The sequence below is a fragment of the Kitasatospora sp. SC0581 genome (assembly GCF_048159585.1).
Classification (GTDB): Bacteria; Actinomycetota; Actinomycetes; order Streptomycetales; family Streptomycetaceae; genus Kitasatospora.
The window spans coordinates 40,307-62,050 of the sequence record NZ_JBLRWA010000020.1; the positions used below are offsets into that span (position 1 = coordinate 40,307).

The window sequence follows — 21,744 nt, forward strand, 5'->3', positions numbered from 1 at the left end:
ACCACCGGCCGGTGGGGGTCAGAGCCTCAGGCCGTTGATCATTCCGGCGAGGTTGCTGGTGACCTGGCTGATCGACGGGGCGATCGAGCTGGAGGCCAGGTAGAAGCCGAGCAGCGCGCAGACGATCGCGTGCGCCAGCTTCAGGCCGGACCGGCGGATCAGGATCACCACGATGACCAGCATCAGCACGGCGGCGGAGATGTTCATGGCCATGTCGGCTCACACCCCTTCTCGGGCACGCCGCCTCCGGGGAGGCGGCGAGGGACGGTGCGGGACTGGGGGCTGCGGGCGACCGCGGTCCGGGACGGGGCCGGACGGCCGCTCGCGCGACAAGTCATACCCGATGAGTAAGGGTGGCATTACCCTCGGTGAGGCCACGCGCGCCGGGGCATCGTGGCATCCGAGGGGCGCATGGGCCGGTCGGAGGCGGTTTGGACCCCTTTGGGGCGTACTTGCCGACGATGCTCCGAACGAGTGATCAGTGCACGCCCGGGGGTGGTGGTCCGGCGTCATAAGGTCTGGTGCCATGACCTCCCACACCCCTGCCGACACCTTCCCACGGCAGTACGCGCGGACCCTGCGCTACACCGTCGGCGCGCCCCGCTCCTTCTCCGTCGCGCCCGACGGCTCGCGGGTCGTCTTCCTCCGCTCCGGCTCGGGCCGCGACCGGGCCAACCTGCTCTGGACCCTCGACACCGCCACCGGCGAGGAGCGGGTCGCCGCCGACCCGGCCGCGCTGCTCGGCGGCGACGGGGAGGACCTGTCGCCGGCCGAGAAGGCCCGCCGCGAGCGCAGCCGCGAGGGCTCGGCCGGCATCGTCGGCTACGCCCTGGACGCGTCCGGCGCGCTGGCCGCCTTCGCCCTCTCCGGCCGACTGTTCACCGCCGACCTCGGCACCGGCGCCACCGCCGAACTGCCCGCCGAGGGCCCGCTGTTGGACCCGCGCCCGGCCCCGGACGGCGCCCACGTCGCGTACGCCAACGCCGCCGGCGAGCTGCGGCTGACCCGCACCGACGGCGGCGGCGACCGGGTGCTCGCCGAGCCGGACGGCCCGAACGTCACCTGGGGCCAGGCCGAGTTCATCGCCCAGGAGGAGATGGACCGCGACCGCGGCTTCTGGTGGTCCCCGGACAGCGACCGGCTGCTGGTCGAGCGCGCCGACGACAGCCCGGTGCGCCGCTGGTGGATCGCCGACCCGGCGAACCCGGACCGCGAGCCCGCCGAGGTCGCCTACCCGGCGGCCGGCGGCGCCAACGCCGAGGTCGGGCTCTGGCTGCTCGACCTGTACGGCGGGCGCACCGAGGTGGTCTGGGACCGCGAGGCCTACCCGTACCTGGGCCGGGTGCACTGGTCGAAGGGCGGTGTGCCGCTGCTCCTGGTCCAGACCCGCGACCAGCGCGGCCAGCGGATCCTCGGCCTGGACACGGCCACCGGCGCCACCGAGGTGCTGCACGAGGAGAAGGACGGCGCCTGGCTGGAGCTGTTCCAGGGCGCACCGGCCTGGACCCCGGACGGCAAGCTGGTCCGGATCTCCGACGAGGGGGGAGTGCGGGCGCTGGTGATCGGCGACCGTGCCGTGACCGGGGCCGACCTGCACGTCCGCTCGGTCGTCGCGGTCACCGAGCGGGAGGTGTTCTTCAGCGCCGCCGGCGGCGCCGAGGAGACCGACCCCGAGCCGGGCTGGATCGGCGTCGGCCGGATCAGCCACGACGGCACGCGGCTGGGCTGGGAGTCCGCCAACGGCCGGCCGTTCACCTCCGTCACCAGTGCGGTGCACGGCGGCGGGATCACCGTCCGGGCCACCGCCGAGCCCGACCTGCCCGGCACCCTGGTCACCGTCGCCCGGGACCTGCCGGAGGGCCTGGCGGTCGACGACGTCGCCACCATCGCCTCGTACGCCGAGACCCCGGCCATCACCGCCCGCCCGGTCTTCCGCTTCGCCGGCGAGCGCCGCATCCCGTCCGCCGTCTTCCTGCCCACCGGCTACGACCGCGAGCGGGACGGCCTGCTGCCCGTCCTGATGGACCCATACGGCGGCCCGCACGGCCAGCGCGTCCTCCAGGCGCACAACCCGCACCTCAACTCGCAGTGGTTCGCCGACCAGGGCTTCGCGGTGGTGGTCGCCGACGGGCGCGGCACCCCCGGGCGCGGGCCGGCCTGGGAGAAGTCGATCGCCTTCGACTTCGCCGGGGCCACCCTGGACGACCAGGTGGAGGCGCTGCGGGCGCTCGCCGAGGAGTTCCCGCTGGACCTCGACCGGGTCGCCGTCCGCGGCTGGTCGTACGGCGGCTACCTCTCCGCGCTCGCCGTGCTGCGCCGCCCGGACGTCTTCCACGCGGCGGTGGCCGGGGCGCCGGTGACCGACTGGGAGCTGTACGACACCCACTACACCGAGCGCTACCTGGGCGACCCGGCCGAGCGGCCCGAGGTGTACGCCGCCAACTCGCTGAGCGGGTACGCGGCCGGGCTGGAGTGCCCGCTGATGATCATCCACGGGCTGGCGGACGACAACGTGGTGGCCGCGCACACCCTGCGGCTGTCCTCGGCGCTGCTCGCCGCCGGGCGTCCGCACACCGTGCTGCCGCTGTCCGGCGTCACCCACATGACCCCGCAGGAGGAGGTCGCGGAGAACCTGCTGCTGCTCCAGGTCGACTTCGTGAAGCGCTCGCTGGGCGTGTGACACCCGTCTGACCAGCGCTTTCGACGGCCGGTGCCCCTGACGGGGGTACCGGCCGCCGGCATGACATCCGTCATGCCGAAGGCACGACGGCGGACACTGCCGCCGCCACCCGCCCGCGCGGGACTCTGAGGTGGTGCGAACAGCACCGGTCGTGACACCACGAGCGTGACACCGTCAGGGAAGAGGAGCCGGGCAATGGTTACCGAGGTGGCCGCCTTCCGCGGCGTGGGCAAGAGCTACGGGCGGGTGCGCGCCGTGGACGGACTGGACCTCGTGCTCCGACCGGGCGAGACCGTCGCCCTGCTCGGGCCGAACGGCGCCGGGAAGTCCACCAGCCTGGACCTGCTGCTCGGCCTGCGCGAGCCCGACCGGGGCAGCGTGACCCTGTTCGGCGGCGCCCCGCGGGCGGCGATCGAGGACGGCCGGGTCGGCGCGATGCTGCAGAGCGGCGGGCTGATGTCCGACGTCAAGGTGCGCGAGCTGGTCCAGCTCGCCTGCGACGTGCACCCGCGCGGCCGGTCGGTCACGGAGGTGCTGACCGACGCCGGGATCACCGAGTTCGCGGAGCGCCGGGTCGACAAGCTGTCCGGCGGCCAGGAGCAGCGGGTCCGCTTCGCCCTGGCCATCGCGGGCGACAACGACCTGATCGTGCTCGACGAGCCCACCACCGGCATGGACGTCAGCGTGCGGCAGTCGTTCTGGGCGAGCATGCGCGCCCAGGCCGACGCCGGGCGCACGGTGCTGTTCGCCACCCACTACCTGGAGGAGGCCGACTCGATCGCCGACCGCGTCCTGGTGCTGCACCGCGGCCGGCTGATCGCCGACGGCAGCTCGGCGGAGATCAAGGCGCGGGCCGGCGCCCGCCGGATCGCCTTCGAACTCCACGACGCGGACGGCGGGTTCGAGGAGTCCGTGCTGCGCACGCTGCCCGGCGTGCAGTCGCTGGACGTCACCGCGCGGGTCCCGGGGGTGCGGACGGTGCGGATCCGGACCGCGGACGCCGACGCCACCGCGGCCGGGATCTACCGGGCGGGGCTGTACCCGCGCGGGCTCGAGGTGGCCGGCGTGGGCCTGGAGCAGGCCTTCCTGACCATCACCGGCGAACTGGACCGCCAGGACGGCGCCCGGCGCGCCGACGAGCAGAGCACCGACGAGCAGAGCACCGACGAGCAGAGCACCGACGAGCGGAGCGCCGACGAGCGGAGCGCCGACAAGGAGAGCGTGCGATGACCACCCTGATCAAGCTGGAGATCCTGCGGACCCTGCGCAACCGGCGCTACCTGCTCTTCACCATCGCCTACCCGGCGCTGATGTACTTCTTCTTCATCAACGCCTACGGCTCCACCCAGCTGGCCGGCGGCCTGCCGGTGAAGACCTACTTCATGGTCTCGATGGCCACCTTCGGCGCCGTCGGCGCGGTGCTGACCGGCGGCGCGCAGCGGATCTCGCTGGAGCGCAAGAGCGGCTGGGTGCGCCAGCTGCGGCTGACCGCGCTGCCCGGCCGGGCGTACACCGTCGGCAAGATCGCGGCGACCGCGGTCACCACGCTGCCGGCGATCCTGGTGGTCTTCGCGGTCGGCGCGAGCCAGGGGGTCTCGCTGACCGTGCCGCAGTGGGCCGGACTGACGGCCGCGCTCTGGCTGGGCAGCTTCGTCTTCGCCGCGCTCGGGGTGGCGCTCGGGTACGCGGCCGCGCCGGACGCGGTGCAGCCGATCGTGATGATCACCTACATGGCGATGGCCCTGCTCGGCGGCACCTGGTTCCCGGTGAGCGGCTCGCTGGAGAAGTTCGCCCGGTTCAACCCGGTGTACCTGTACAACCAACTGGCCGGCTTCACCCGGCCCGGGCACTCCCTGGACACCGTCGCGGTCGCCGGTCTGGCCGGCTTCCTCGTGGTGTTCGCCGCCGCCGCGGCGGCGCTGTACCGCCGCGACACCCGCCAGGCATGATGACCGGCATGAGCGACGCGCGCCGGACCCACCGCACCGACGAACCGCCGGAGGCGGGAGCGGCGCGCGCCTCCTTCATGAACGTGCCCGGCTCCCCGGTGGAGACCAGGCGGCAGCTGCTGGTCAAGGTCGCCTGGATGCTGCTGTGGATGCTCTACCTGGCCTACCCGGCCGGCGACCTGCTGAGCGGCGCCCACACCACGGCCGGGACGGTGCTCGGCTGGTGCTGCCTGGCCGGGTTCGTGGGCGCCTACGTGCTGCTGGTGATCTTCCGCTCGCAGGCCGGGATGCGGCCGCGGGCCTGCCTGGCGATCGTCACGACGATGGTCGCGCTGGCCGTCGCCACCTCGGTCGTCCTCGGCTCCGCCTTCCTGACGCTGTTCATCTACGCCTCGGTGTGCGTCGCCATCATCACGCCGGCCCGCTACGCGCTGCGGGTGCTGATCGCCATGGCCGTGCTCACCGCCGTGGTCGGGGCGGCGATCGGGGCGGGCAACGACAACATCACCACCTTCGCGCTCAGCGCCTTCCTCTCCGGCGTCGCGATGACCGGGTTGCAGCGGCTGGTCGCCACCATGAAGGAGCTGCGCGAGGCCCGGGCCGCCGTCGCGCACCTGGCCGCCTCCGAGGAGCGGCTGCGGATGGCCCGCGACCTGCACGACCTGCTCGGGCACTCGCTGTCGCTGATCACCCTGAAGAGCGAGCTGGCCGGGCGGTTCATGGACGCGGGCAAGGACGAGGCGGCGCGGGCGCAGGTCGCCGACATCGAGCAGGTCGCCCGGCAGTCGCTGATCGACGTCCGGGAGGCGGTGACCGGCTTCCGCCGGCCGACCCTGCCGGTGGAACTGGCCGCCGCCCGTACCGCGCTGGCCGCCGCGCAGGTCCGGCTGGAGGCCGCGCCGGAGCTGGTGGACGCCTGGCCGTCGCTGGCCGAGGAGGAGACGGGCGCGCTGGCCTGGGCGCTGCGCGAGGCCGTGACCAACGTTGTCCGGCACGGCGAGGGCGCCACCGTCTGCACGGTCACGGCGGACGAGAGCTGGGAGGCGAGCGGCGAGCGCTACGCCGTCCTGGAGATCGTCGACAACGGGCGCGGGCCGGGCAAGTCCCAGCCGGGCAACGGGCTGTCCGGGCTGGAGGAGCGGCTGGCGCTGGTCGGCGGGCGGCTGGAGACCGGGCCGGGGGAGCGCGGGCGGGGCTTCCGGCTGCGGGCCTCGGTGCCGCTGCGGACGGCGCCCACTGCGGCGCCGGCGCCGGTGTCGAAGCCTCTTTAGGGCTGCCGCGCAGGCCGTCAGGCCGGGGGGAGCTCCAGGACGAAGCGGGCGCCGCGCGGGGCGTGGGCGACCCGCAGGGTGCCGCCGTGCCGCGTGGCGATGTCCGCGGCGATGGCCAGGCCCAGGCCGCTGCCGCCGGAGTCCCGGCTGCGGGCCTCGTCGAGCCGGGTGAACGGCTCGAAGATCCGCTCGCGGTCCTCCGGCGGCACGCCCGGGCCGTCGTCCCGGACCTCCAGGACGCAGCCGTGCGCGGTCCGCCGCGCGGACAGCACCACCTCGGCGGACGCGTGCCGCCGGGCGTTGTCCAGCAGGTTGCGCACCAGCCGGTGCAGCCGGATGCGGCTGCCGAGCACCGGCACCGCCTCGGGCGCGTCCACCCGCAGGGCGAGCCGGGCGCCGAGGCCGGGGCGGTACTGGTCGGCGAGCTCGCGCAGCACGGCGGACAGGTCGACGGTGGTGAGCCGGCCGGCCGTCGCCGGGTGCGCGCCCCGGGCCAGGAACAGCAGGTCCTCGGTGAGCTGCTGGAGCCGCTCGACCGAGGTGAGCGCCTCCCGGGTGGTGGCCGGCCAGTCGGTGCGGTCGGGGTGCGCCAGCGACACCTCCAGATTGGTGCGCAGCGCGGCGATCGGGCTGCGCAGCTCGTGCGAGGCGTCCGCGACGAAGCGCTGCTGCTGCACGGCCGAGCGCTCCAGCCGGTCCAGGGTGGCGTTGGTGGTCCGGGCCATCCGGGTGAGCTCGTCGCCGGCGGGCGGCACCGGGACGCGGCGGTCCAGCCGGTGCTCGCCGATCTCGGCCAGTTCGGCGCGGATCGCCTCCACCGGGCGCAGCGCCCGGCTGGTCGCCGCCCAGGCCGTCAGCGCGACCAGCAGCGCGGCGGCCGGCACGCCCACCTGCAGCACCGGGTCGATGGTGTGCAGCGAGGCCTCGGCGGCGAACGGGGTGGCCAGCACGTACACGGTGAACGGGCCGACCACCGGCTTGACCGGCTGGCCGTTCTCGTCGTTCTGCCGCAGCAGCGGGCTCCAGCTGCCCAGCGCGGTGAAGGTGCGCCCCGAGTAGCGGTTGGCGGCGGCCTCCCCGGCCGGGCCGATGGCGACCCGCTGGACCGACTGCCAGTCGTCCGGCGCGAGTTTCGGTACGGCGGCGGGCGGGTCCCCGGCCAGGTGCTGGGTGGTCAGCGGGCCGCCCATGGTCAGCACCCGGCCGTCGCTGTCCAGCACGAGGTACGGCAGCCGCCCGTAGTCCGCGAGCTGCTGGCCGTGCTTGTAGCCGCTGCTGATCTCGCGGGCCTGGGCCTGGGCGTCCGCCTCGGCCGCCTCCAGCTGGGCGTCGTACATGTGGCCGCGCAGCCACCAGGCGCCGACGCCGAGCAGCAGCAGCGCGGCCAGGCCGGCCGCCAGCGAGGTGCGCAGCCGGGTGGAGAGCCTGCCGGGCACCGGTCAGGCCTCCAGCCGGTAGCCGACGCCGCGCACGGTGGTGATCGAACGGACGCCGAACGGCGCGTCCACCTTGCGGCGCAGCATGCTGACGTACACCTCGACGATGGACTCCTCGCCGTCGAAGGCGATGTCCCACACCTCGTCGACGATCCGGCGCTTGGACAGCACCTCGCCGGGGTGCTCGGCGAGGCAGCGCAGGACGGCGAACTCCCGCTCGGTGAGGGTGATCTCGGCGCCGCCCCGGCCGCAGCGGCGGCCCGCCGGGTCCAGCCAGAGGTCGCCGACCCGCAGCAGCGGGCCCGGCGTCTGGCTGCGGCGGATCAGGGCGCGCAGCCGGGCCAGGAAGACCAGGTAGGAGAACGGCTTGGTGAGGTAGTCGTCGGCGCCGGTGTCCAGGCCCTCGGCCTCGTCGTACTCGCCGTCCTTGGCGGTCAGCATCAGGATCGGGGTGGTGACGCCGTCGGCGCGCAGTGCCTCGCACACCTTGTAGCCGTTCAGGCCGGGCAGCATGATGTCGAGCACGATCGCCCGGTAGGCGTGCCGCTGGGCCAGCCGCAGGCCGGTGAGGCCGTCCGGGGCGAGGTCGACGGTGTAGCCCTCGACCTCCAGGCCGCGCCGTACGGCGGCCGCGACCTGGGCGTCGTCCTCCACCACCAGAATCTCCATGCGGATCAGGATGCCACCGGCGCCGGATCCGTTCCTTAAGCCGTCTTCAGCTTTCTCAGCCCCGCTTCAGGGGCGCGGGTGCATGCTCTCGCCGTTTCCGCCGATCAGTTCGAGTCGGTGCCTGACACGGGAGGTGCCGGCGGATGACCGTACTGGAGGGTCCTCCGTTGCCCCGCCCTCCGCTGCCCGGTCCGCCGCGGCCCGCCCGCCACCGGCGGCCGCGCCGCACGCCGCCGCCCAGCCTGGTGATGGCGGCCGGGACGGTGGTCTCCCGGGCCACCGGCTTCGTCCGCTCGGCGCTGCTGGTGGCGGTCCTCGGCTCGGGGCTGCTCGCGGACGGGTACAACGTGGCCAACACGGTGCCCAATCTGCTGTTCGTGCTGCTGATCGGCGGCGCGCTGAACACCGCGCTGGTGCCCCACCTGGTGCGCGCCGCCAAGGAGTCGGCGGACGGCGGGGCGGCGCACGTCGACCGGCTGGTGACGGTGCTGGTGGTCACCCTGCTGGTGCTGACGGCGGTGGTGGTGCCGGGCGCGCCGTACCTCGTGCGTGCCTACACCGCTTACGGCGGTGCGCAGTTGGACCGGACGGTGCTGCTGGCGTACCTGTGCCTGCCGCAGGTGTTCTTCTACGGACTGTTCACCGTGCTCGGCCAACTCCTCAACGCCCGGCAGCGGTTCGCGCCGATGGCCTGGGCTCCGGTGCTCAACAACCTGGTGGTGATCGGGGTGTTCGCCGGGTACCTCGGCCAACGGTCCTTCTCCACGGCCGACGTGACCGTGCTCGGGGCCGGTACGACGGCCGGGGTGGTGGCGCAGAGCCTGGTGCTGCTGCCCTGCCTGCGGGCCGCCGGCGTGCGGCCCCGGCCGCGCTGGGACTGGCGGCAGGCCGGGCTCGGCGAGCCGCTGCGGGCCGCCGGGTGGACGCTGCTGCTGGTGCTCGGCGACCAGGTGGGCTACTGGGTGGTGACCCGGCTGTCGACCTCGGTCGGTTCGCGGGCCGCCGAGGCCGGGCTGCCGGGCGTCGGGTACACCGCGTACAGCAGCGCGTACCTGCTGTGGATCGTGCCGCACGGGGTGGTCACGGTGTCGGTGGTGACGGCGGTCGTTCCCGCGCTCACCGCCGCCGCCGACTCCCCGCGGGCCGTCCGCGCGCTGCTCGCCCGCACCGTCCGCACCATCGCGGTGGTCACCGTCCCGGCGGCCTGCGCGTTCGCGGTCCTCGCACCGCAGCTGTGCGCGCTCGCCTTCGGGCACGGGAGCACCGGCGCCGACGACGTGCGGGCCATCGCCGGGATGCTGACCGCCTTCGCGCCCGGCCTGGTCCTGTACTCCGCCGGCTACGCGCTGACCCGCGTCTTCTACGCGCTCGGCGACAGCCGTACGCCCTTCCTGCTCAACCTGCTGCCGGTCGCCGCCACGGCGCTGGGCGCGGTGCTCTGCCACCGGCTGCTGCCGCTGCGCTGGGCCGTCACCGGGATGGCCGGCTGCTACGGGGCGTCGTTCCTGCTCACCTGCGCGGCCGCCGCCCTGCTGCTGCGCCGGCGGCTCGGGCCGCTGCGGGTCCTGGGAGCCCACGGGAAGCCGCTGCTGGCCGCCCTGCCGGCCGCCGCGGGCGCCTGGTGGGCCACCCGGTACGGCCTCCTGCCGGCCGCCGCCGCCCTCGCCGTCGGCTACCTCCTGCTCGCCCACCTCCTCCGGATCGAAGAACTGTCCGTCCTCACCACACGATTGCGCAGGCGCCCATGACCCTCCTCCCCAGCGACGTCGCCCGGGTCCTCGACTTCCTCCTCCCCGAGGGCCACCCCCTGCGCGCCCAGGTCCCGCACCTGCGCGTCGAGTCCCGCTGCCGGTGCGGCTGCAGCACCGCCCTGTTCGCCGGCGTCCAGGACGGCGCCCGCTCGGAGGTGGTCGCCGAGGCGGCGATCGGCTCCGACGGCGAGATCCTGCTCTTCGCCGAGGACGGCCGGCTCTCCTGGCTGGAGGTCTGCTCCTGGACCGACCCCAAGCTCACCCTCGTCGACGCCGCCCGCTACCTCGGCGGGGAACCCGGGCGGCCGGAGTGAGCGTCGTACCGGGCATGCCCACCGTTCTCATCCTCGGCTTCGACCCGCACACCGTCCCCGGCGTGGACGGCGACGCGGTGCGGGCCCTCCTCGACGCCGAACTCGCCCGCTTCACCGAGCACGGCATCGACGCCGCCGTGACCCTGGTCGCCCCCGACGACACCGCCGAACCCGCCGTCGTGGCGGCCCTCGCCGGGCGCCGCTGGGACGTCGTCGTCATCGGCGGCGGCATCCGCAAGCCCGAACCGGCGCTGCCGTTCTTCGAGGCGGTCGTCAACCTGGTCCGCCGTCACGCCCCGCAGGCGGCCGTCGCCTTCAACACCAGCCCCGCCGACAGCGTCGAGGCCGCCCGCCGCTGGCTGCCGTAGCGGGACGCCGGCCCGGCCTTCAGCCCGCGCCGGGCCCGCGCCGGGCCCGCGCTCAGCCGAGGTCGCCCAGGGGGCGGCGGTAGGCGAGGGCGGGGCGGTCGGCGAGGAGGAACCGGTGGCTGAGCGCGAAGCCGTTGCGGGCGAGGACGGCCTGGGAGGCGGGGTTGTCGACGGTGGTGACGGCGGTCAGGACGGTCAGGCCGTAGGCGGTGGCCGCGAGGCGGCAGGCCTCGGCGACGGCGGCCTTCGCGACGCCGCGGCCGGCGGCCGATTCGGCGATCCGGTAGCCGAGTTCGGCGCTGCCGTCGGCGAGGTCGACGAGGTTGGCGCGGCCGACCAGCCCGCCGGCCGCGTCGAGCACCACGTGGAACCGGCAGGTGCCCTCGGCCTGTTCGGCGAGGAGGGCGGCGTGGCGGTCCGCGAAGCCGGCGAAGTAGGCGTCGCCGCGGTCCGGGATGCTGCGGGCGAAGTACGCGCGGTTGGCGCGTTCGAAGGCCAGCAGGGCCTCGGCGTGGTCGGGGCGCAGGGGTTCCAGGGTGATCATCGCGCCAGTCTGGCCCGCAGCGCCCCGGTGAACCACCGGAATACCCCGGTGAGGCTCTCCGGGACGGGCCAGCCGTTGATGACCGCCAGCAGCTGCCAGTAGCGCTCGGCGCGCGGGTCGTCGGCGCTCTCCAGGCGGTCGAGCAGCCAGCGCCGCAACCCGGCGTCGTCGGGACGGCCGAAGGTCTCGGCGTAGGCGGCGGTGAGGGCGTCGAGGACGGGGCCGGCCGCGGGGGAGGCGGGGTCGGTGCCGGCGGCCAGCGCCGCACCGACCAGGGACCGTACGGTCTCGGTGAGCGCGTGGTGCAGCCCGCCGCGGTCGCCCTCGGCCCGTTCGGCGGCCTGCTGTTCGGCCATCCGCCGGACGGCCGCGCGGAAGTCCGGGTCCTGGACGAGTTCACCGAGTTCGACCCAGGCCTCGACCTGCTCCGTCCTTGGCTCGTCCGGCAGTTCGGGCATGGCGGAGCGCATCATGGCGACGAACTCGGGGTTGGCGTCCAGGCCGCCGAAGGCCTCGTCGACGAAGTCGTGGACCAGGCGCCGGCGTTCGGCGTCGGAGAGTTTGGCGAGCTTGTGCATGAGTCCCATCTCCTCGGGTGTGGAAGCGCGTTGGGCGACGGCGAGCAGCACCGCCCGGCGCAGCCGGAGGGTGCGGATCTGCACCTCCAGCGCCTCGGCGTGTGCGGCGGCCACCTCGTGCAGCGGGGCCTCCCGTTCCAGCACCCGGCGGATCGCGGGCAGGTCGAGCCCGAGTTCGCGCAGGGTGCGGACGAGGTCCAGCCGGGCGAGGGCGTGCACGTCGTACAGCCGGTAGCCGGCGGCGCTGCGCCCGGTGGGCGGGACGAGGCCGGTGTCGGCGTAGAACCGGATGGTCTTGACGGTGAGTCCGGTGCGCCGGGCGAGGTCGCCGATCGGGTAGAGCGTTTCGCTGCCGTCCATGGGGACCACTCTGGACTCTCCCCTTACCGGAGACGCAAGCCCGCGGCCCTCTAAGGTCGTGGCCATGAACGACACTGACAACGGGGCCTCGATCCGCGTGCTGCTCGCCGAGGACCAGGGGATGGTCCGGGAGGCGCTGGCCGCGCTGCTCGGGCTGGAGGGGGACATCGACGTCGTCGCGCAGGTCGGCCGCGGGGACGAGGTGGTGGCGGCGGTGCTCGCGAACGACGTGCAGGTCGCCGTGCTGGACATCGAGATGCCGGGGATGACGGGCATCGAGGCGGCCGCCGAGCTGCGCGACCGGGCGCCCCGGACCAAGGTGGTCATCGCGACGACCTTCGGCCGGCCCGGCTACCTGCGCCGGGCGATGGAATCGGGCGCGGACGCGTTCCTGGTGAAGGACGCGCCGGCCGCCGAGCTGGCGGAGGCGATCCGCCGGGTGCTGCGCGGCGAGCGGGTGATCGACCCGGCGCTGGCCGCCGCCGCGCTGGCCGAGGGCGCCAACCCGCTGACCCCGCGCGAGCGGGACGTGCTGGGCGCGGCGGCCGACGGCGCGGTGAACGCGGACATCGCCCGGCGGCTGCACCTGTCCGAGGGGACGGTGCGCAACTACCTGTCGATGGCGATCCAGAAGACCGAGGCCCGCAACCGCACCGAGGCGGTCCGGATCGCCCGGGAGAAGGGCTGGCTGTAGGGCCCGTCTTCAAGCCCCCGGCGTCGGCCCGCAGACGGGGGTCAGTTGAGCCGGTGCCGGGCCGCCCGGGCCTCCTGCCGGACCTTGGCGGCGGTGTCCGGGTCGAAGGCGTCGAGGATCTGCGCGTAGGCGTCCATCTCCGCCGAGCCGCCGAGGAAGTCCCCGGTGCGGACGAGGAGTTCGGCCCGTTCCAGGCGCAGCTGGGCGGGGTGCCGGGGCAGCAGCAGGGCGAGTTCGGTGGCCCAGAGCTGGGTGCGGGCGTGCTCGGGGCGGTCGGCGGCCCAGAGCCGGATGTTGCCGAGCACCCGCAGCACGACCTCCAGCGGCTGGGCCGGGGTGAGCAGGGCGGGGGTGAACTCCGCCCCGGCGGCGGCGACCAGCCGTTCGACGTCCGCCGGGTCGAGCAGCCGCCCGCCGTGGAACGGGTCGGCCAGGACGTAGTCCTCGCCGCCGGCCGGGCCGCCCACCGCGACGATGAAGTGGCCGGGCAGCGCGATGCCGTGGACGGTCAGCCCGGCCCGCCGGCCGACCGCCATCCACACCAGGGAGAGCGTGATCGGCAGCCCGCGCCGGCGCCGCAGCACCTCGGGCAGCAGCGAGGACTCCAGCCGCCGGTAGTCCGACTGCCGCCCGTGGAAGCGCTCCCGCCCGCCGAGCACCGCGGCGAGCAGGGCGGCGGTCTCCTCCGGCCCGGTCGGCGCCCGCTCGGCGACGGCCGTCCGGACCGCCGCCGCGTGCCGCTCGAACGCGGCCTCGCAGGCGGCGAGCAGCGCGTCCACGCCCGGCGGTTCGCCGGGGTCGCCGGGGTCGGGCACCATGCCGTGCTCGGCGGCGGCGAGCAGGCACAGCAGCACCGGGTCGGGCTGCTCGGCGCGGGCGGCGGTCCGGAAGCGGTCTCTGCTCTGCTCGGTCACGGTGACGGCGACGGCTTTCGTACGGCGGACGGACAAGGCGGCGGACGGACGATCGGGCGGGGCGATCGGACGAACGGACGGACGGTACGGCCTGGCGGCTACCCCTGGGGGAGGAGCGCGTAGTGGTAAGTGTGACTGGTCGTGAAGCCGAGTCCGTCATAGAGCGCGATCGCCCCCGCGTTCTCCGCCTCGACCTGGAGGTAGCCGCCGCTCGCGCCCTCCTCGGCCGCGCGCGAGGCGAGCACCGCCATGACCGTCGTCGCCAGTCCGGCCCGCCGGGCGTACGGCTGGACCTCGATCGCGCCGAAGCAGGCCCAGGCGCCCTCGATGACGCAGCGTCCGATCGCCAGCGGCGGCTGCCCGGGGGCGCCCGGCACGGTGGCGAACCAGACCGAGGGCCCGCCGTGCAGCACCCGCCGGGCCGCCTCCTCCACCGCCGGGTCGCCGCTCACCCGCCGGTACACCGACAGCCACCGGTCGTCCGCGGTCCGCGCGAGGCGCACCCTGTCGTGCCCGGCGCCGGCCCGGGCGAGCCCGGCCAGCGGGGCGGTGCGGACCAGGGTGGGCGCGTACCCGGCGCCGAGCCGGTCGAGTTCGGCGACCAGCGCCGGGGGCGAGCCGGGGGAGATCACCTCGACGCACGCGGGCAGTCCGCGCGCCGCGTACCAGGCGCGGACGGCCGCCAGCGCCCGGGGCAGCGGCAGTCCCGGGTCCCCGAGCGCCTGGACGGAGTTGGCCCGCCGGGTGAACCCGGCGGCGGCGCGCAGCGTCCACTCGCCGAGCGGCTCCTGCTCGACGGCCGGCCAGCCGCGGCCCGCGATCCGCTGCAGTTCGACCGGCTCGGTGACCGGCAACGGGACGCGCCGGGCCGGGAACGGCGGCACGGTCTTGCCTGCGACCAGCAGCTTCTCCGGCAAGAACACCGGATCGCCGGTTCGAGGGGCGATCGTCAACCCATGATCGTCCCACGATGTGAGCACGCCGATCGAATCCCGGAACACCGGCCGGTCGTCCACGAACTCCGCGAGGCGGCGGACGGACACGCGTCGTCCCACGTCAGAGCGGTCTATCCGGACTTCCGGACGGTCGCCGACCGGGTCGTGCGTCGCCATCTGGCCACCTCCTGTGCATTTGCGGTCTCCGACCCGCGATACTAGGGGCGGGCATCGACGACGCCGCGCTCACCGCGCACGGCAGCAGAACAGAACGGGCCACCAGGCCCTTCCGAGGAGGAACGACAGCGTGACCTACGTCATCGCGCAGCCTTGTGTCGACGTGAAGGACAAGGCGTGCATCGAAGAGTGCCCGGTTGACTGCATCTACGAGGGCGAGCGATCGCTCTACATCCACCCGGATGAGTGTGTCGACTGTGGCGCGTGCGAGCCGGTCTGCCCGGTCGAGGCGATCTTCTACGAGGACGACACTCCGGAGGAGTGGAAGGACTACTACAAGGCGAACGTCGAGTTCTTCGACGACCTGGGTTCCCCCGGCGGCGCCTCCAAGCTCGGTCTGATCGAGCGTGACCACCCGTTCATCGCCGCTCTGCCGCCGCAGAACGCCGACCACTGACGATCGGTGGCACAACAGCTGTGAGTACCAACAGCACGCGCGCGCCGTTCCCGGGTCACCCGGGGGCGGCGCGCCGCGTTTCGGACAAGCTCCCCGTCTTCCCCTGGGACAAGCTGGAGCCGTACAAGGCGACCGCCCTGGCCCACCCCGGCGGGCTCTGCGACTTCTCCGTCGGCACCCCGGTGGACCCGGTCCCCGAGGTGATCCAGAAGGCGCTGGCCGCGCACACCGACACCCCCGGCTACCCGACCGTCTGGGGCCCGCTGGAGCTGCGCGAGGCGATCGCCGGCTGGCTGCACCGCCGCCTCGGCGCGGAGACCGGCCCGCAGGCCGTGCTCCCGACCGTCGGCTCCAAGGAGCTGGTGGCCTGGCTGCCGACCCAGCTCGGCCTCGGCCCCGGCGACCAGGTCGCCTACCCGCGCCTGGCCTACCCGACCTACGAGGTGGGCGCCCGGCTGTGCGGCGCCGAGCCGGTCGAGTACGACTCGGTGGACGAGCTGGACGGCTCCCGGGTGCGCCTGCTCTGGGTGAACTCTCCGTCCAACCCGACCGGCCGGGTGCTGGGCGCGGACGAGCTGCGCCGGGCCGTCGAGTGGGCCAGGGAGCACGGGGCGCTGCTGGTCAGCGACGAGTGCTACCTGGAGCTGGGCTGGGAGGCCGAGCCGGTCTCCGTCCTGCACCCGGACGTCTGCGGCGACGGCCACGAGGGCCTGCTGGCCGTCCACTCGCTCTCCAAGCGCTCCAACCTGGCCGGCTACCGCGCCTCCTTCGTGGCGGGCGACCCGGTGGTGGTCAGGGAACTGCTGGAGGTGCGCAAGCACGGCGGCATGATCGTGCCGGCGCCGGTCCAGGCGGCGACGGTCGCCGCGCTCGCGGACGACGCCCACGTGGCCGAGCAGCGCGAGCGGTACGCGGCCCGGCGCTCGGCGCTGCGGGCGGCGCTGGAGGCGTACGGCTTCCGGATCGAGCACTCCGAGGCGAGCCTCTACCTGTGGGCGACCCAGGACCGCCCGTGCTGGGAGACCGTGGCCGAACTGGCCGGGCTGGGCATCCTGGTGGCGCCCGGCGACTTCTACGGGCCGGCCGGCGACCGCTTCGTGCGGGTCGCGTTCACGGCGACCGACGAGCGGGTCGCCGCGGCCGTGGAGCGGCTGGGCGCGGCGAGCTGACCGCGACCGCGCCGAGCTCGGCGCGCCGACCGTAGCGGGCGACCGTACCCCGAAGGGGGCCGGTGTCACGGACACCGGCCCCCTTCGGGGTTCTCCCCGAGCCGGGGGTTGTGCGGCGGCGGGGGTTACAGCGGCAGGCCGCTGAGGCTGCCGCCGCTCAGGTTGCCGCCGCCCAGGCCGCCCAGCAGGCCGCCGAGCGGGCCGAGCACGCCGGTGAGACCGGACAGCGGGCTGTTCGCGCCGAGGTCGGCACCGCCGAGGCGGTTGGCCGACCCGTGCTCGGCCAGGCCGAGCACGTCGGTGGCGGGCAGGTCGGCGGGCAGGGCGTGCTCGACCGAGCCGAGCGGCAGCGCGCGCTGCACCGCGCCGACCGGCAGGGCGTCGGCGACGGCGGTGCCGCCGGGGACGGCGCCGGTGAGCGTCTCGGCACCGGGCACGGCCTGGGTGACCGAGCCGGTCTGGGTCAGTCCGCCGAGCGGGCCGGTGCCGGCGGTGGCGCTGCGGGTCTCCGCGCTCTTGCCGGTGACGGCCTCGCCGAGCTTGCCGGCCAGGGACGAGGCGACCTTCGGGGTGACCGAGGAGAGCTGGCCCGCGGTCGCCGCGGTCTGGTCGACCGGGGCGGTCAGCGAGCCGGCCTTCTCGTTGGCCTCGGGCAGCTGCTGGGCGACGATGTTTCCGGCGGCGTCGGCGGAGGCCGGTACGCCGGCGGCGACGGTGGCCGCACCCGTGGTCCCGGCGGCCTGGCCGAGCTGGTGGGTGGTGTGCTGGAGGGTGGAACCGGTGTCGGTGTTGGCCAGCTGGCCCAGCGGTGCCGCGAGGTCGCTCTTGGGCAGCAGGGCGTCCCCGCCCAGGGCGGACGCGGAGCCGGCCGCGAGAAGCGGGGTCGCTCCGGCGGCCACGACGAGCGCGGCCTGGGCGATCCGGCGCGTGAGGGGGTGAGACATGGGGCTCCTCGAAGGGGTCTGGGTCCGTCCCGTCCGCCAAAGGACCGGGCGTGGACGACCGGGCGGACGACGTTGTTACCGCTTGAGAAGCCAGAAGGTTTCGGCCGACGCAAGGAATCTTCCTGGCCGACCATCGGATCGTAGGACCACAACAGCGCTGTCCGACCGGCCCGGTCGGACGCCGTCGAACCGCCCCGGTCAAGGGGAGTGACGGTTCTCCAGCCGGGTTCGCCGGAGCGGGCGGCCGGTCCACCGGGGTTGACCGGAATCACCCGTCCGGCGGCAACCCGAACACCAGTGCGTCAACTCTTGTCGGCCGGGGCCAGCGTGACCTGGACGAGCTTGGTCGAGGTGCCCGAGGTCTGGTTCTGCCAGCCGTCCTCGGACTTGGACTTGCGCCAGATCTTCCCGTCGTAGGCGACCGTCGCGATGCCCAGCTGCTGGGCCTGGGCGACCGCCCAGTGGGCGACCTCCCAGCCGCTCGCCCGCTCGGCGCTCACCCCGCCGTCCGCCGCCCCCGCGTCCGGCGAGGAGGTCAGGGCGGCGGTGGCCGGGTCCGGGGTCAGCGAGACGGCGTTCTCGGCGCCCTTGATGGTCGAGGTGTAGCCGGTCGCCGGGGTCACCGTGCGGCCGAACTCCCGGCGCACCCGGTCGGACAGCACCTGGGCCCGGTCCGGCGCGGCGGCCGGGGCCGCGGTGGCGCCCGGGGTGGCGCCCGGCGCGGCCGAGGCGGAGTCCGCCGGGTCCGGCTTGGCGTAGTCGTGCACCACGCAGGAGAACGAGGCGGGCTCCCGGCCGGCCAGCGCCGAGGTGAGCAGGGTCGCCTTGGTCTCGTGCTTGGCGTAGGCCTGCGGGTAGCCGCTCTTCTGCACCGTCTGCGCGGCGTCGGTCAGCGGCATCCGGGTGTAGCCCGGGACCTTGACCAGGCCGTCCAGGAACTTGTTGGTCGCGTACACCGGGTCCGAGATCTGCGCCGGGGTGCCCCAGCCCATCGACGGCCGCTGCTGGAAGAGGCCGATCGAGTCCCGGTCGCCGCCCGCGAGGTTGCGCAGCTTGGACTCCTGCATGGCGGTCGCCAGCGAGATCGTGGTGGCCCGGTCCGGCAGCCCGCGCGAACGCGCCACCGCGGCGATCGTCGCGGCGTTGGCGGCCTGCGGCAGCTCCAGCGTGCCGTTCCCGGCCGCCGTCTTCACCGAGCACTCCTCGGACGCGCCGGGCTTGAAACCGAACCACCAGATCCCGACCACGGCCAGGCCGGCGACCATGGCCAGGCCGAGCAGCCCGACGATCACCATCAGCAGGGCGCGAAGCGGCCCGCGGCGGCGAGTGGGCTCCTCTTCGTCGCCCAGCTCTTCGCTGCTCCTTCTCCTGGCCACCGTCGCCCCTCTCGCGCCTGCACCTTGATCCGACACCGTACCCACTCGGACGGATGTGCGGCGCCTTCCGGTTGCCGTCACCCGCCTCCGACCGGACCGGGCCGCGGATTAGGCTGGCTCCCATGAGCAGCTCGAACCCGACGCCCCTGGACCTCACTCTCGACGGCGGCACGCTGACCGCCCGGCTCGTCGACATCCCCTCGGTGAGCGGCGACGAGCAGGCGCTCGCCGACGCCATCGAGACCGCGCTGCGCGGCTACCCGCACCTCACCGTGGACCGCCACGGCAACAACGTGGTGGCCCGGACGAACCTGGGCCGGGCCGAGCGCGTCGTCCTGGCCGGCCACCTGGACACCGTGCCGATCGCCGACAACCTCCCCTCGTGGGTCGAGGGCGACCTGCTCCACGGCTGCGGCACCACGGACATGAAGTCCGGCGTGGCCGTGCAGCTGCGCCTCGCCGCCACGGTGCCCGAGCCCAACCGCGACCTCACCTTCGTCTTCTACGACTGCGAGGAGGTGGAGGCCTCCCGCAACGGCCTCGGCCACCTGGCCAAGGACCACCCGGAGTGGCTGGCCGGTGACTTCGCGGTGCTGATGGAGCCCAGCGGCGGCATGGTCGAGGGCGGCTGCCAGGGCACCCTGCGGGCGCAGGTGCGGCTGACCGGCGTGCGCGCCCACTCGGCCCGCAGCTGGCTCGGGGACAACGCCATCCACCACGCCGCCGAGGTGCTCACCCGGCTGGAGAACTACCAGCCGCGCCGGGTGGAGATCGACGGCCTGGAGTACCGCGAGGGCCTGAACGCGGTCCGGATCGACGGCGGCGTGGCCGGCAACGTGATCCCGGACGAGTGCGTCGTCACGGTCAACTTCCGCTACGCGCCGGACCGCGACGAGGTGGACGCGGAGAAGCACGTGCGCGAGGTCTTCGACGGCTTCGAGCTGACCGTCACCGACTTCGCCGTGGGCGCCCTGCCCGGGCTCTCCCAGCCGGCCGCCCGGGCCTTCCTGGAGGCCACCGGCGGCCAGGCCCGGGCCAAGTTCGGCTGGACCGACGTCGCCCGGTTCAGCGCGCTCGGCGTCCCGGCGGTCAACTACGGCCCCGGCGACCCGAACCTGGCGCACAAGCGCGAGGAGTACTGCTCGCTGAGCGCCATCGCCGAGGTCGAGGACCGGATGCGCGCCTGGCTGACCAGCTGAGCCGCTGCTGGCGACGCTCGTCCGATCAGCAGTCGAACGCCACCTTCCGGATACTCAACCGACCTTCCCCCGTTGCCTGAAAACGGGGGAGGGCGGGCGTAGGGTTTCGTCATGACAGGCACAGGAGACGAGAAGCACTACGGCCACGGCCCCGAGCAGGTCGGTGCGCCGCGAAAGAAGAAGGCCTGGCCCGAGAAGCAGAAGGGCCCGGTGCTGGTGCGCCGGGACCAGGTCGGTACGAGCACCACGGACCAGCGCCTGCTGGACACCACCGGTCCGACCGACTGGCTGCACACCGACCCGTGGCGGGTCCTGCGGATCACCTCGGAGTTCGTCGAGGGCTTCGGCGCCCTCGCCGAACTCCCGCCCGCGATCAGTGTCTTCGGCTCCGCCCGGACCCCGGTCGACTCGCCCGAGTACCAGGCGGGCGTGGCCATCGGCCGGGCCCTCGCCGAGGCCGGCTACGCGGTGATCACCGGCGGCGGCCCGGGGGCGATGGAGGCCGCCAACCGCGGCGCCTCCGAGGCGGGCGGCCTCAGCGTCGGGCTCGGCATCGAGCTGCCCTTCGAGCAGGGCCTCAACGAGTTCGTCGACCTCGGGCTGAACTTCCGCTACTTCTTCGTCCGCAAGACGATGTTCGTGAAGTACGCGCAGGGCTTCGTGGTCCTGCCCGGCGGCCTCGGCACGCTGGACGAGCTGTTCGAGGCGCTCACCCTGGTGCAGACGAAGAAGGTCACCCGCTTCCCGGTGATCCTCTACGGCAGCGCCTACTGGGGCGGCCTGTACGAGTGGCTGAAGGACACCCTGGTCGCGCAGGGCAAGGCGGCCCCGCACGACCTGGAGCTGTTCCACATCACCGACGAGATCGACGAGGTCATGAAGATCCTCGCCGACGCCCGCCGGCCCGCGAACGAGATCTAGCGCGAGCGAGCCGAAGGGTCGCGCCGGTGCCGAAAGCGAGGAGCGACAAGCGAGGGACGAGCGCCGGAGCGACGAACGTCGGTACCGGGTCCGAGCGCCCCGGAGGCGAGCCGAGCGCCGACAGGAGGGTTCACGCCAGCCCCCGGCGGGCGACCGCCGGGGGGCGGGTGCCCCGGATCGAGGCGACCATGTCCAGCACCTGGCGGGTCTCCGCGACCTGGTGCACCCGGTAGACCCGCGCGCCCAGCCAGGCCGAGACCGCGGTGGTGGCCAGGGTGCCGAGCAGCCGCTCGTTCACCGGCCGGTCCAGGGTCTCGCCGACGAAGTCCTTGTTGGAGAGCGAGACCAGCACCGGGAAGCCGGTCGCGGTCATCTCCGGCAGCCGCCGGGTGGCCTCCAGCGAGTGCCGGGTGTTCTTGCCGAAGTCGTGCCCCGGGTCGATGACCACCGCGTCCCGCCGCACGCCCAGCTCCACCGCGCGCTCGGCGAGCCCCACGGTCACCCGCAGGATGTCCGCCATCACGTCCTCGTACCCGACCCGGTGCGGCCGGGTACGGGGCTCGGCGCCGCCCGCGTGGGTGCAGACCAGCCCGGCGTCGTACCGGGCGGCCACCTCGGCGAGCCTCGGGTCCACGCCGCCCCAGGCGTCGTTCAGCAGGTCCGCGCCCACCTCGCAGACCGCCTCGCCGACCTCGTGCCGCCAGGTGTCCACGCTGATCACCGCCTCGGGGTGGCGCTTGCGCAGCTCGGCCACGAAGGGCACGGTGCGCCGCAGCTCCTCCTCGACCGTGACCTCGTCGCCGGGCCCGGCCTTCACCCCGCCGATGTCCAGGATCGCCGCGCCCTCGGCCATCGCGCGGTCCGCGGCGGCGAAGGCGGCCTCGTCGGCGAAGGTCGCGCCCTTGTCGAAGAACGAGTCCGGCGTCCGGTTGACGATCGCCATGATCACCAGCTCGTCGTCACCGAATTCCCGCGGTCCCAGGCGCAGTGCCACCGATGTCTCCTCCAGAGCTCCTGCGGGTGCGATGATGGCCCCCG

General features: G+C 74.4%; 22 protein-coding genes. 12 read left to right on the forward strand and 10 right to left on the reverse strand.

Translation table 11 applies throughout. The features are described 5' to 3' along the window. Window positions 1-18 precede the first annotated feature (18 nt). Complete coding sequence (locus tag ACLWS4_RS25800) at window positions 19-213, reverse strand: DUF2304 family protein (RefSeq protein WP_049658010.1); 195 nt, start codon at window positions 211-213, stop codon at window positions 19-21. Window positions 214-526: 313 nt separating this feature from the next. Between ACLWS4_RS25800 and ACLWS4_RS25805 the strand changes: the two genes are divergently transcribed. The 4 genes from ACLWS4_RS25805 to ACLWS4_RS25820 all read left to right on the forward strand — a co-directional run bounded on the left by ACLWS4_RS25805 (window position 527) and on the right by ACLWS4_RS25820 (window position 5,900). Then, entirely contained in the window at window positions 527-2,680 is a 2,154-nt protein-coding gene (locus tag ACLWS4_RS25805) for a prolyl oligopeptidase family serine peptidase (protein ID WP_416875323.1), read from the forward strand. Between the two features lie 195 nt (window positions 2,681-2,875). Next, window positions 2,876-3,910, forward strand: a complete 1,035-nt coding sequence (locus ACLWS4_RS25810) for an ABC transporter ATP-binding protein (protein WP_416875324.1) — start codon at window positions 2,876-2,878, stop codon at window positions 3,908-3,910. Next, window positions 3,907-4,629, forward strand: coding sequence for an ABC transporter permease (locus ACLWS4_RS25815; protein WP_416875325.1), 723 nt, complete (start codon window positions 3,907-3,909; stop codon window positions 4,627-4,629). Before ACLWS4_RS25810 ends, ACLWS4_RS25815 begins: the two co-directional genes overlap by 4 nt. A gap of 8 nt (window positions 4,630-4,637) precedes the next feature. Beyond that, entirely contained in the window at window positions 4,638-5,900 is a 1,263-nt protein-coding gene (locus tag ACLWS4_RS25820; protein WP_380741173.1) for a sensor histidine kinase, read from the forward strand. A gap of 17 nt (window positions 5,901-5,917) precedes the next feature. Here ACLWS4_RS25820 and ACLWS4_RS25825 read toward each other — a convergent pair whose 3' ends face one another. Together ACLWS4_RS25825 and ACLWS4_RS25830 are read right to left on the reverse strand one after the other, a co-directional pair. Then, window positions 5,918-7,336, reverse strand: a complete 1,419-nt coding sequence (locus tag ACLWS4_RS25825) for a sensor histidine kinase (RefSeq protein ID WP_387821817.1) — start codon at window positions 7,334-7,336, stop codon at window positions 5,918-5,920. A 3-nt stretch (window positions 7,337-7,339) separates the two neighbouring features. Next, window positions 7,340-8,005 (reverse strand): response regulator transcription factor, encoded by a 666-nt coding sequence (locus ACLWS4_RS25830; protein ID WP_049657347.1) that lies wholly within the window; start codon window positions 8,003-8,005, stop codon window positions 7,340-7,342. 167 nt (window positions 8,006-8,172) lie between these two features. Between ACLWS4_RS25830 and murJ the strand changes: the two genes are divergently transcribed. From murJ to ACLWS4_RS25845, 3 genes are read left to right on the forward strand one after another with little or no spacing between them, the layout of a single operon-like run. Further along, entirely contained in the window at window positions 8,173-9,753 is a 1,581-nt protein-coding gene (gene murJ, locus ACLWS4_RS25835; protein ID WP_416875326.1) for a murein biosynthesis integral membrane protein MurJ, read from the forward strand. Next, window positions 9,750-10,070: a hypothetical protein gene (locus ACLWS4_RS25840; RefSeq protein WP_049657348.1), complete on the forward strand. Its 321-nt coding sequence runs from the start codon at window positions 9,750-9,752 to the stop codon at window positions 10,068-10,070. Before murJ ends, ACLWS4_RS25840 begins: the two co-directional genes overlap by 4 nt. A gap of 14 nt (window positions 10,071-10,084) precedes the next feature. After that, window positions 10,085-10,438 carry a hypothetical protein gene (locus ACLWS4_RS25845; protein WP_117489428.1) on the forward strand — a complete coding sequence of 118 codons (354 nt, stop codon included), beginning with the start codon at window positions 10,085-10,087 and terminating at the stop codon, window positions 10,436-10,438. A 52-nt stretch (window positions 10,439-10,490) separates the two neighbouring features. On the opposite strand, the gene ACLWS4_RS25850 is transcribed toward ACLWS4_RS25845, so the two are convergent. Both ACLWS4_RS25850 and ACLWS4_RS25855 read right to left on the reverse strand, forming a co-directional pair. Continuing rightward, window positions 10,491-10,982, reverse strand: coding sequence for a GNAT family N-acetyltransferase (locus ACLWS4_RS25850; protein ID WP_074001366.1), 492 nt, complete (start codon window positions 10,980-10,982; stop codon window positions 10,491-10,493). Then, entirely contained in the window at window positions 10,979-11,920 is a 942-nt protein-coding gene (locus ACLWS4_RS25855; protein ID WP_416875327.1) for a MerR family transcriptional regulator, read from the reverse strand. The genes ACLWS4_RS25850 and ACLWS4_RS25855 overlap by 4 nt, the downstream gene beginning before the upstream one ends. A 64-nt stretch (window positions 11,921-11,984) precedes the next feature. Between ACLWS4_RS25855 and ACLWS4_RS25860 the strand changes: the two genes are divergently transcribed. Continuing rightward, entirely contained in the window at window positions 11,985-12,614 is a 630-nt protein-coding gene (locus ACLWS4_RS25860) for a response regulator transcription factor (protein ID WP_049657358.1), read from the forward strand. A gap of 41 nt (window positions 12,615-12,655) precedes the next feature. Here ACLWS4_RS25860 and ACLWS4_RS25865 read toward each other — a convergent pair whose 3' ends face one another. Beyond that, window positions 12,656-13,528: a transglutaminase-like domain-containing protein gene (locus ACLWS4_RS25865; RefSeq protein ID WP_074001369.1), complete on the reverse strand. Its 873-nt coding sequence runs from the start codon at window positions 13,526-13,528 to the stop codon at window positions 12,656-12,658. Between the two features lie 98 nt (window positions 13,529-13,626). Then, the gene (locus ACLWS4_RS25870; protein ID WP_416875328.1) at window positions 13,627-14,481 is read right to left on the reverse strand and encodes a GNAT family N-acetyltransferase; all 855 of its coding nucleotides are present in this window, start codon (window positions 14,479-14,481) and stop codon (window positions 13,627-13,629) included. Between the two features lie 289 nt (window positions 14,482-14,770). Here ACLWS4_RS25870 and fdxA point away from each other — a divergent pair, with 289 nt between their 5' ends. Together fdxA and dapC are read left to right on the forward strand one after the other, a co-directional pair. Beyond that, window positions 14,771-15,097 carry a ferredoxin gene (gene fdxA, locus ACLWS4_RS25875; protein ID WP_030061559.1) on the forward strand — a complete coding sequence of 109 codons (327 nt, stop codon included), beginning with the start codon at window positions 14,771-14,773 and terminating at the stop codon, window positions 15,095-15,097. A gap of 20 nt (window positions 15,098-15,117) precedes the next feature. Further along, window positions 15,118-16,266, forward strand: a complete 1,149-nt coding sequence (gene dapC / locus ACLWS4_RS25880; protein ID WP_074001371.1) for a succinyldiaminopimelate transaminase — start codon at window positions 15,118-15,120, stop codon at window positions 16,264-16,266. 125 nt (window positions 16,267-16,391) lie between these two features. On the opposite strand, the gene ACLWS4_RS25885 is transcribed toward dapC, so the two are convergent. Together ACLWS4_RS25885 and ACLWS4_RS25890 are read right to left on the reverse strand one after the other, a co-directional pair. Further along, on the reverse strand, window positions 16,392-17,210 hold the full coding sequence (locus tag ACLWS4_RS25885) for a hypothetical protein (protein ID WP_416875329.1): 819 nt from the start codon (window positions 17,208-17,210) through the stop codon (window positions 16,392-16,394). A 302-nt stretch (window positions 17,211-17,512) separates the two neighbouring features. Further along, window positions 17,513-18,505 (reverse strand): hypothetical protein, encoded by a 993-nt coding sequence (locus ACLWS4_RS25890; RefSeq protein WP_416875348.1) that lies wholly within the window; start codon window positions 18,503-18,505, stop codon window positions 17,513-17,515. Window positions 18,506-18,708: 203 nt separating this feature from the next. Here ACLWS4_RS25890 and dapE point away from each other — a divergent pair, with 203 nt between their 5' ends. Both dapE and ACLWS4_RS25900 read left to right on the forward strand, forming a co-directional pair. Next, window positions 18,709-19,785: a succinyl-diaminopimelate desuccinylase gene (dapE, locus tag ACLWS4_RS25895; RefSeq protein WP_388044485.1), complete on the forward strand. Its 1,077-nt coding sequence runs from the start codon at window positions 18,709-18,711 to the stop codon at window positions 19,783-19,785. A gap of 111 nt (window positions 19,786-19,896) precedes the next feature. Next, window positions 19,897-20,706 (forward strand): TIGR00730 family Rossman fold protein, encoded by an 810-nt coding sequence (locus tag ACLWS4_RS25900; RefSeq protein ID WP_049655631.1) that lies wholly within the window; start codon window positions 19,897-19,899, stop codon window positions 20,704-20,706. A gap of 130 nt (window positions 20,707-20,836) precedes the next feature. Here ACLWS4_RS25900 and folP read toward each other — a convergent pair whose 3' ends face one another. Further along, entirely contained in the window at window positions 20,837-21,649 is an 813-nt protein-coding gene (gene folP / locus ACLWS4_RS25905; RefSeq protein WP_074001558.1) for a dihydropteroate synthase, read from the reverse strand. Window positions 21,650-21,744: the final 95 nt, after the last annotated feature.

What these genes read in the sequence shown, in the direction of transcription:
- ACLWS4_RS25900 (WP_049655631.1), top strand. Translation starts at nt 19,897, where the DNA reads ATGACAGGCACAGGAGACGAGAAGCACTACGGCCACGGCCCCGAGCAG.
- ACLWS4_RS25810 (WP_416875324.1), top strand. Translation starts at nt 2,876, where the DNA reads ATGGTTACCGAGGTGGCCGCCTTCCGCGGCGTGGGCAAGAGCTACGGG.
- ACLWS4_RS25830 (WP_049657347.1), bottom strand. Translation starts at nt 8,005, where the DNA reads ATGGAGATTCTGGTGGTGGAGGACGACGCCCAGGTCGCGGCCGCCGTA.
- folP (WP_074001558.1), bottom strand. Translation starts at nt 21,649, where the DNA reads ATGGCGATCGTCAACCGGACGCCGGACTCGTTCTTCGACAAGGGCGCG.
- ACLWS4_RS25850 (WP_074001366.1), bottom strand. Translation starts at nt 10,982, where the DNA reads ATGATCACCCTGGAACCCCTGCGCCCCGACCACGCCGAGGCCCTGCTG.
- ACLWS4_RS25820 (WP_380741173.1), top strand. Translation starts at nt 4,638, where the DNA reads ATGAGCGACGCGCGCCGGACCCACCGCACCGACGAACCGCCGGAGGCG.
- ACLWS4_RS25855 (WP_416875327.1), bottom strand. Translation starts at nt 11,920, where the DNA reads ATGGACGGCAGCGAAACGCTCTACCCGATCGGCGACCTCGCCCGGCGC.
- dapE (WP_388044485.1), top strand. Translation starts at nt 18,709, where the DNA reads ATGAGCAGCTCGAACCCGACGCCCCTGGACCTCACTCTCGACGGCGGC.
- ACLWS4_RS25885 (WP_416875329.1), bottom strand. Translation starts at nt 17,210, where the DNA reads ATGTCTCACCCCCTCACGCGCCGGATCGCCCAGGCCGCGCTCGTCGTG.
- ACLWS4_RS25800 (WP_049658010.1), bottom strand. Translation starts at nt 213, where the DNA reads ATGGCCATGAACATCTCCGCCGCCGTGCTGATGCTGGTCATCGTGGTG.
- ACLWS4_RS25840 (WP_049657348.1), top strand. Translation starts at nt 9,750, where the DNA reads ATGACCCTCCTCCCCAGCGACGTCGCCCGGGTCCTCGACTTCCTCCTC.
- ACLWS4_RS25805 (WP_416875323.1), top strand. Translation starts at nt 527, where the DNA reads ATGACCTCCCACACCCCTGCCGACACCTTCCCACGGCAGTACGCGCGG.
- ACLWS4_RS25815 (WP_416875325.1), top strand. Translation starts at nt 3,907, where the DNA reads ATGACCACCCTGATCAAGCTGGAGATCCTGCGGACCCTGCGCAACCGG.
- ACLWS4_RS25860 (WP_049657358.1), top strand. Translation starts at nt 11,985, where the DNA reads ATGAACGACACTGACAACGGGGCCTCGATCCGCGTGCTGCTCGCCGAG.
- ACLWS4_RS25890 (WP_416875348.1), bottom strand. Translation starts at nt 18,505, where the DNA reads ATGGTGATCGTCGGGCTGCTCGGCCTGGCCATGGTCGCCGGCCTGGCC.
- ACLWS4_RS25845 (WP_117489428.1), top strand. Translation starts at nt 10,085, where the DNA reads ATGCCCACCGTTCTCATCCTCGGCTTCGACCCGCACACCGTCCCCGGC.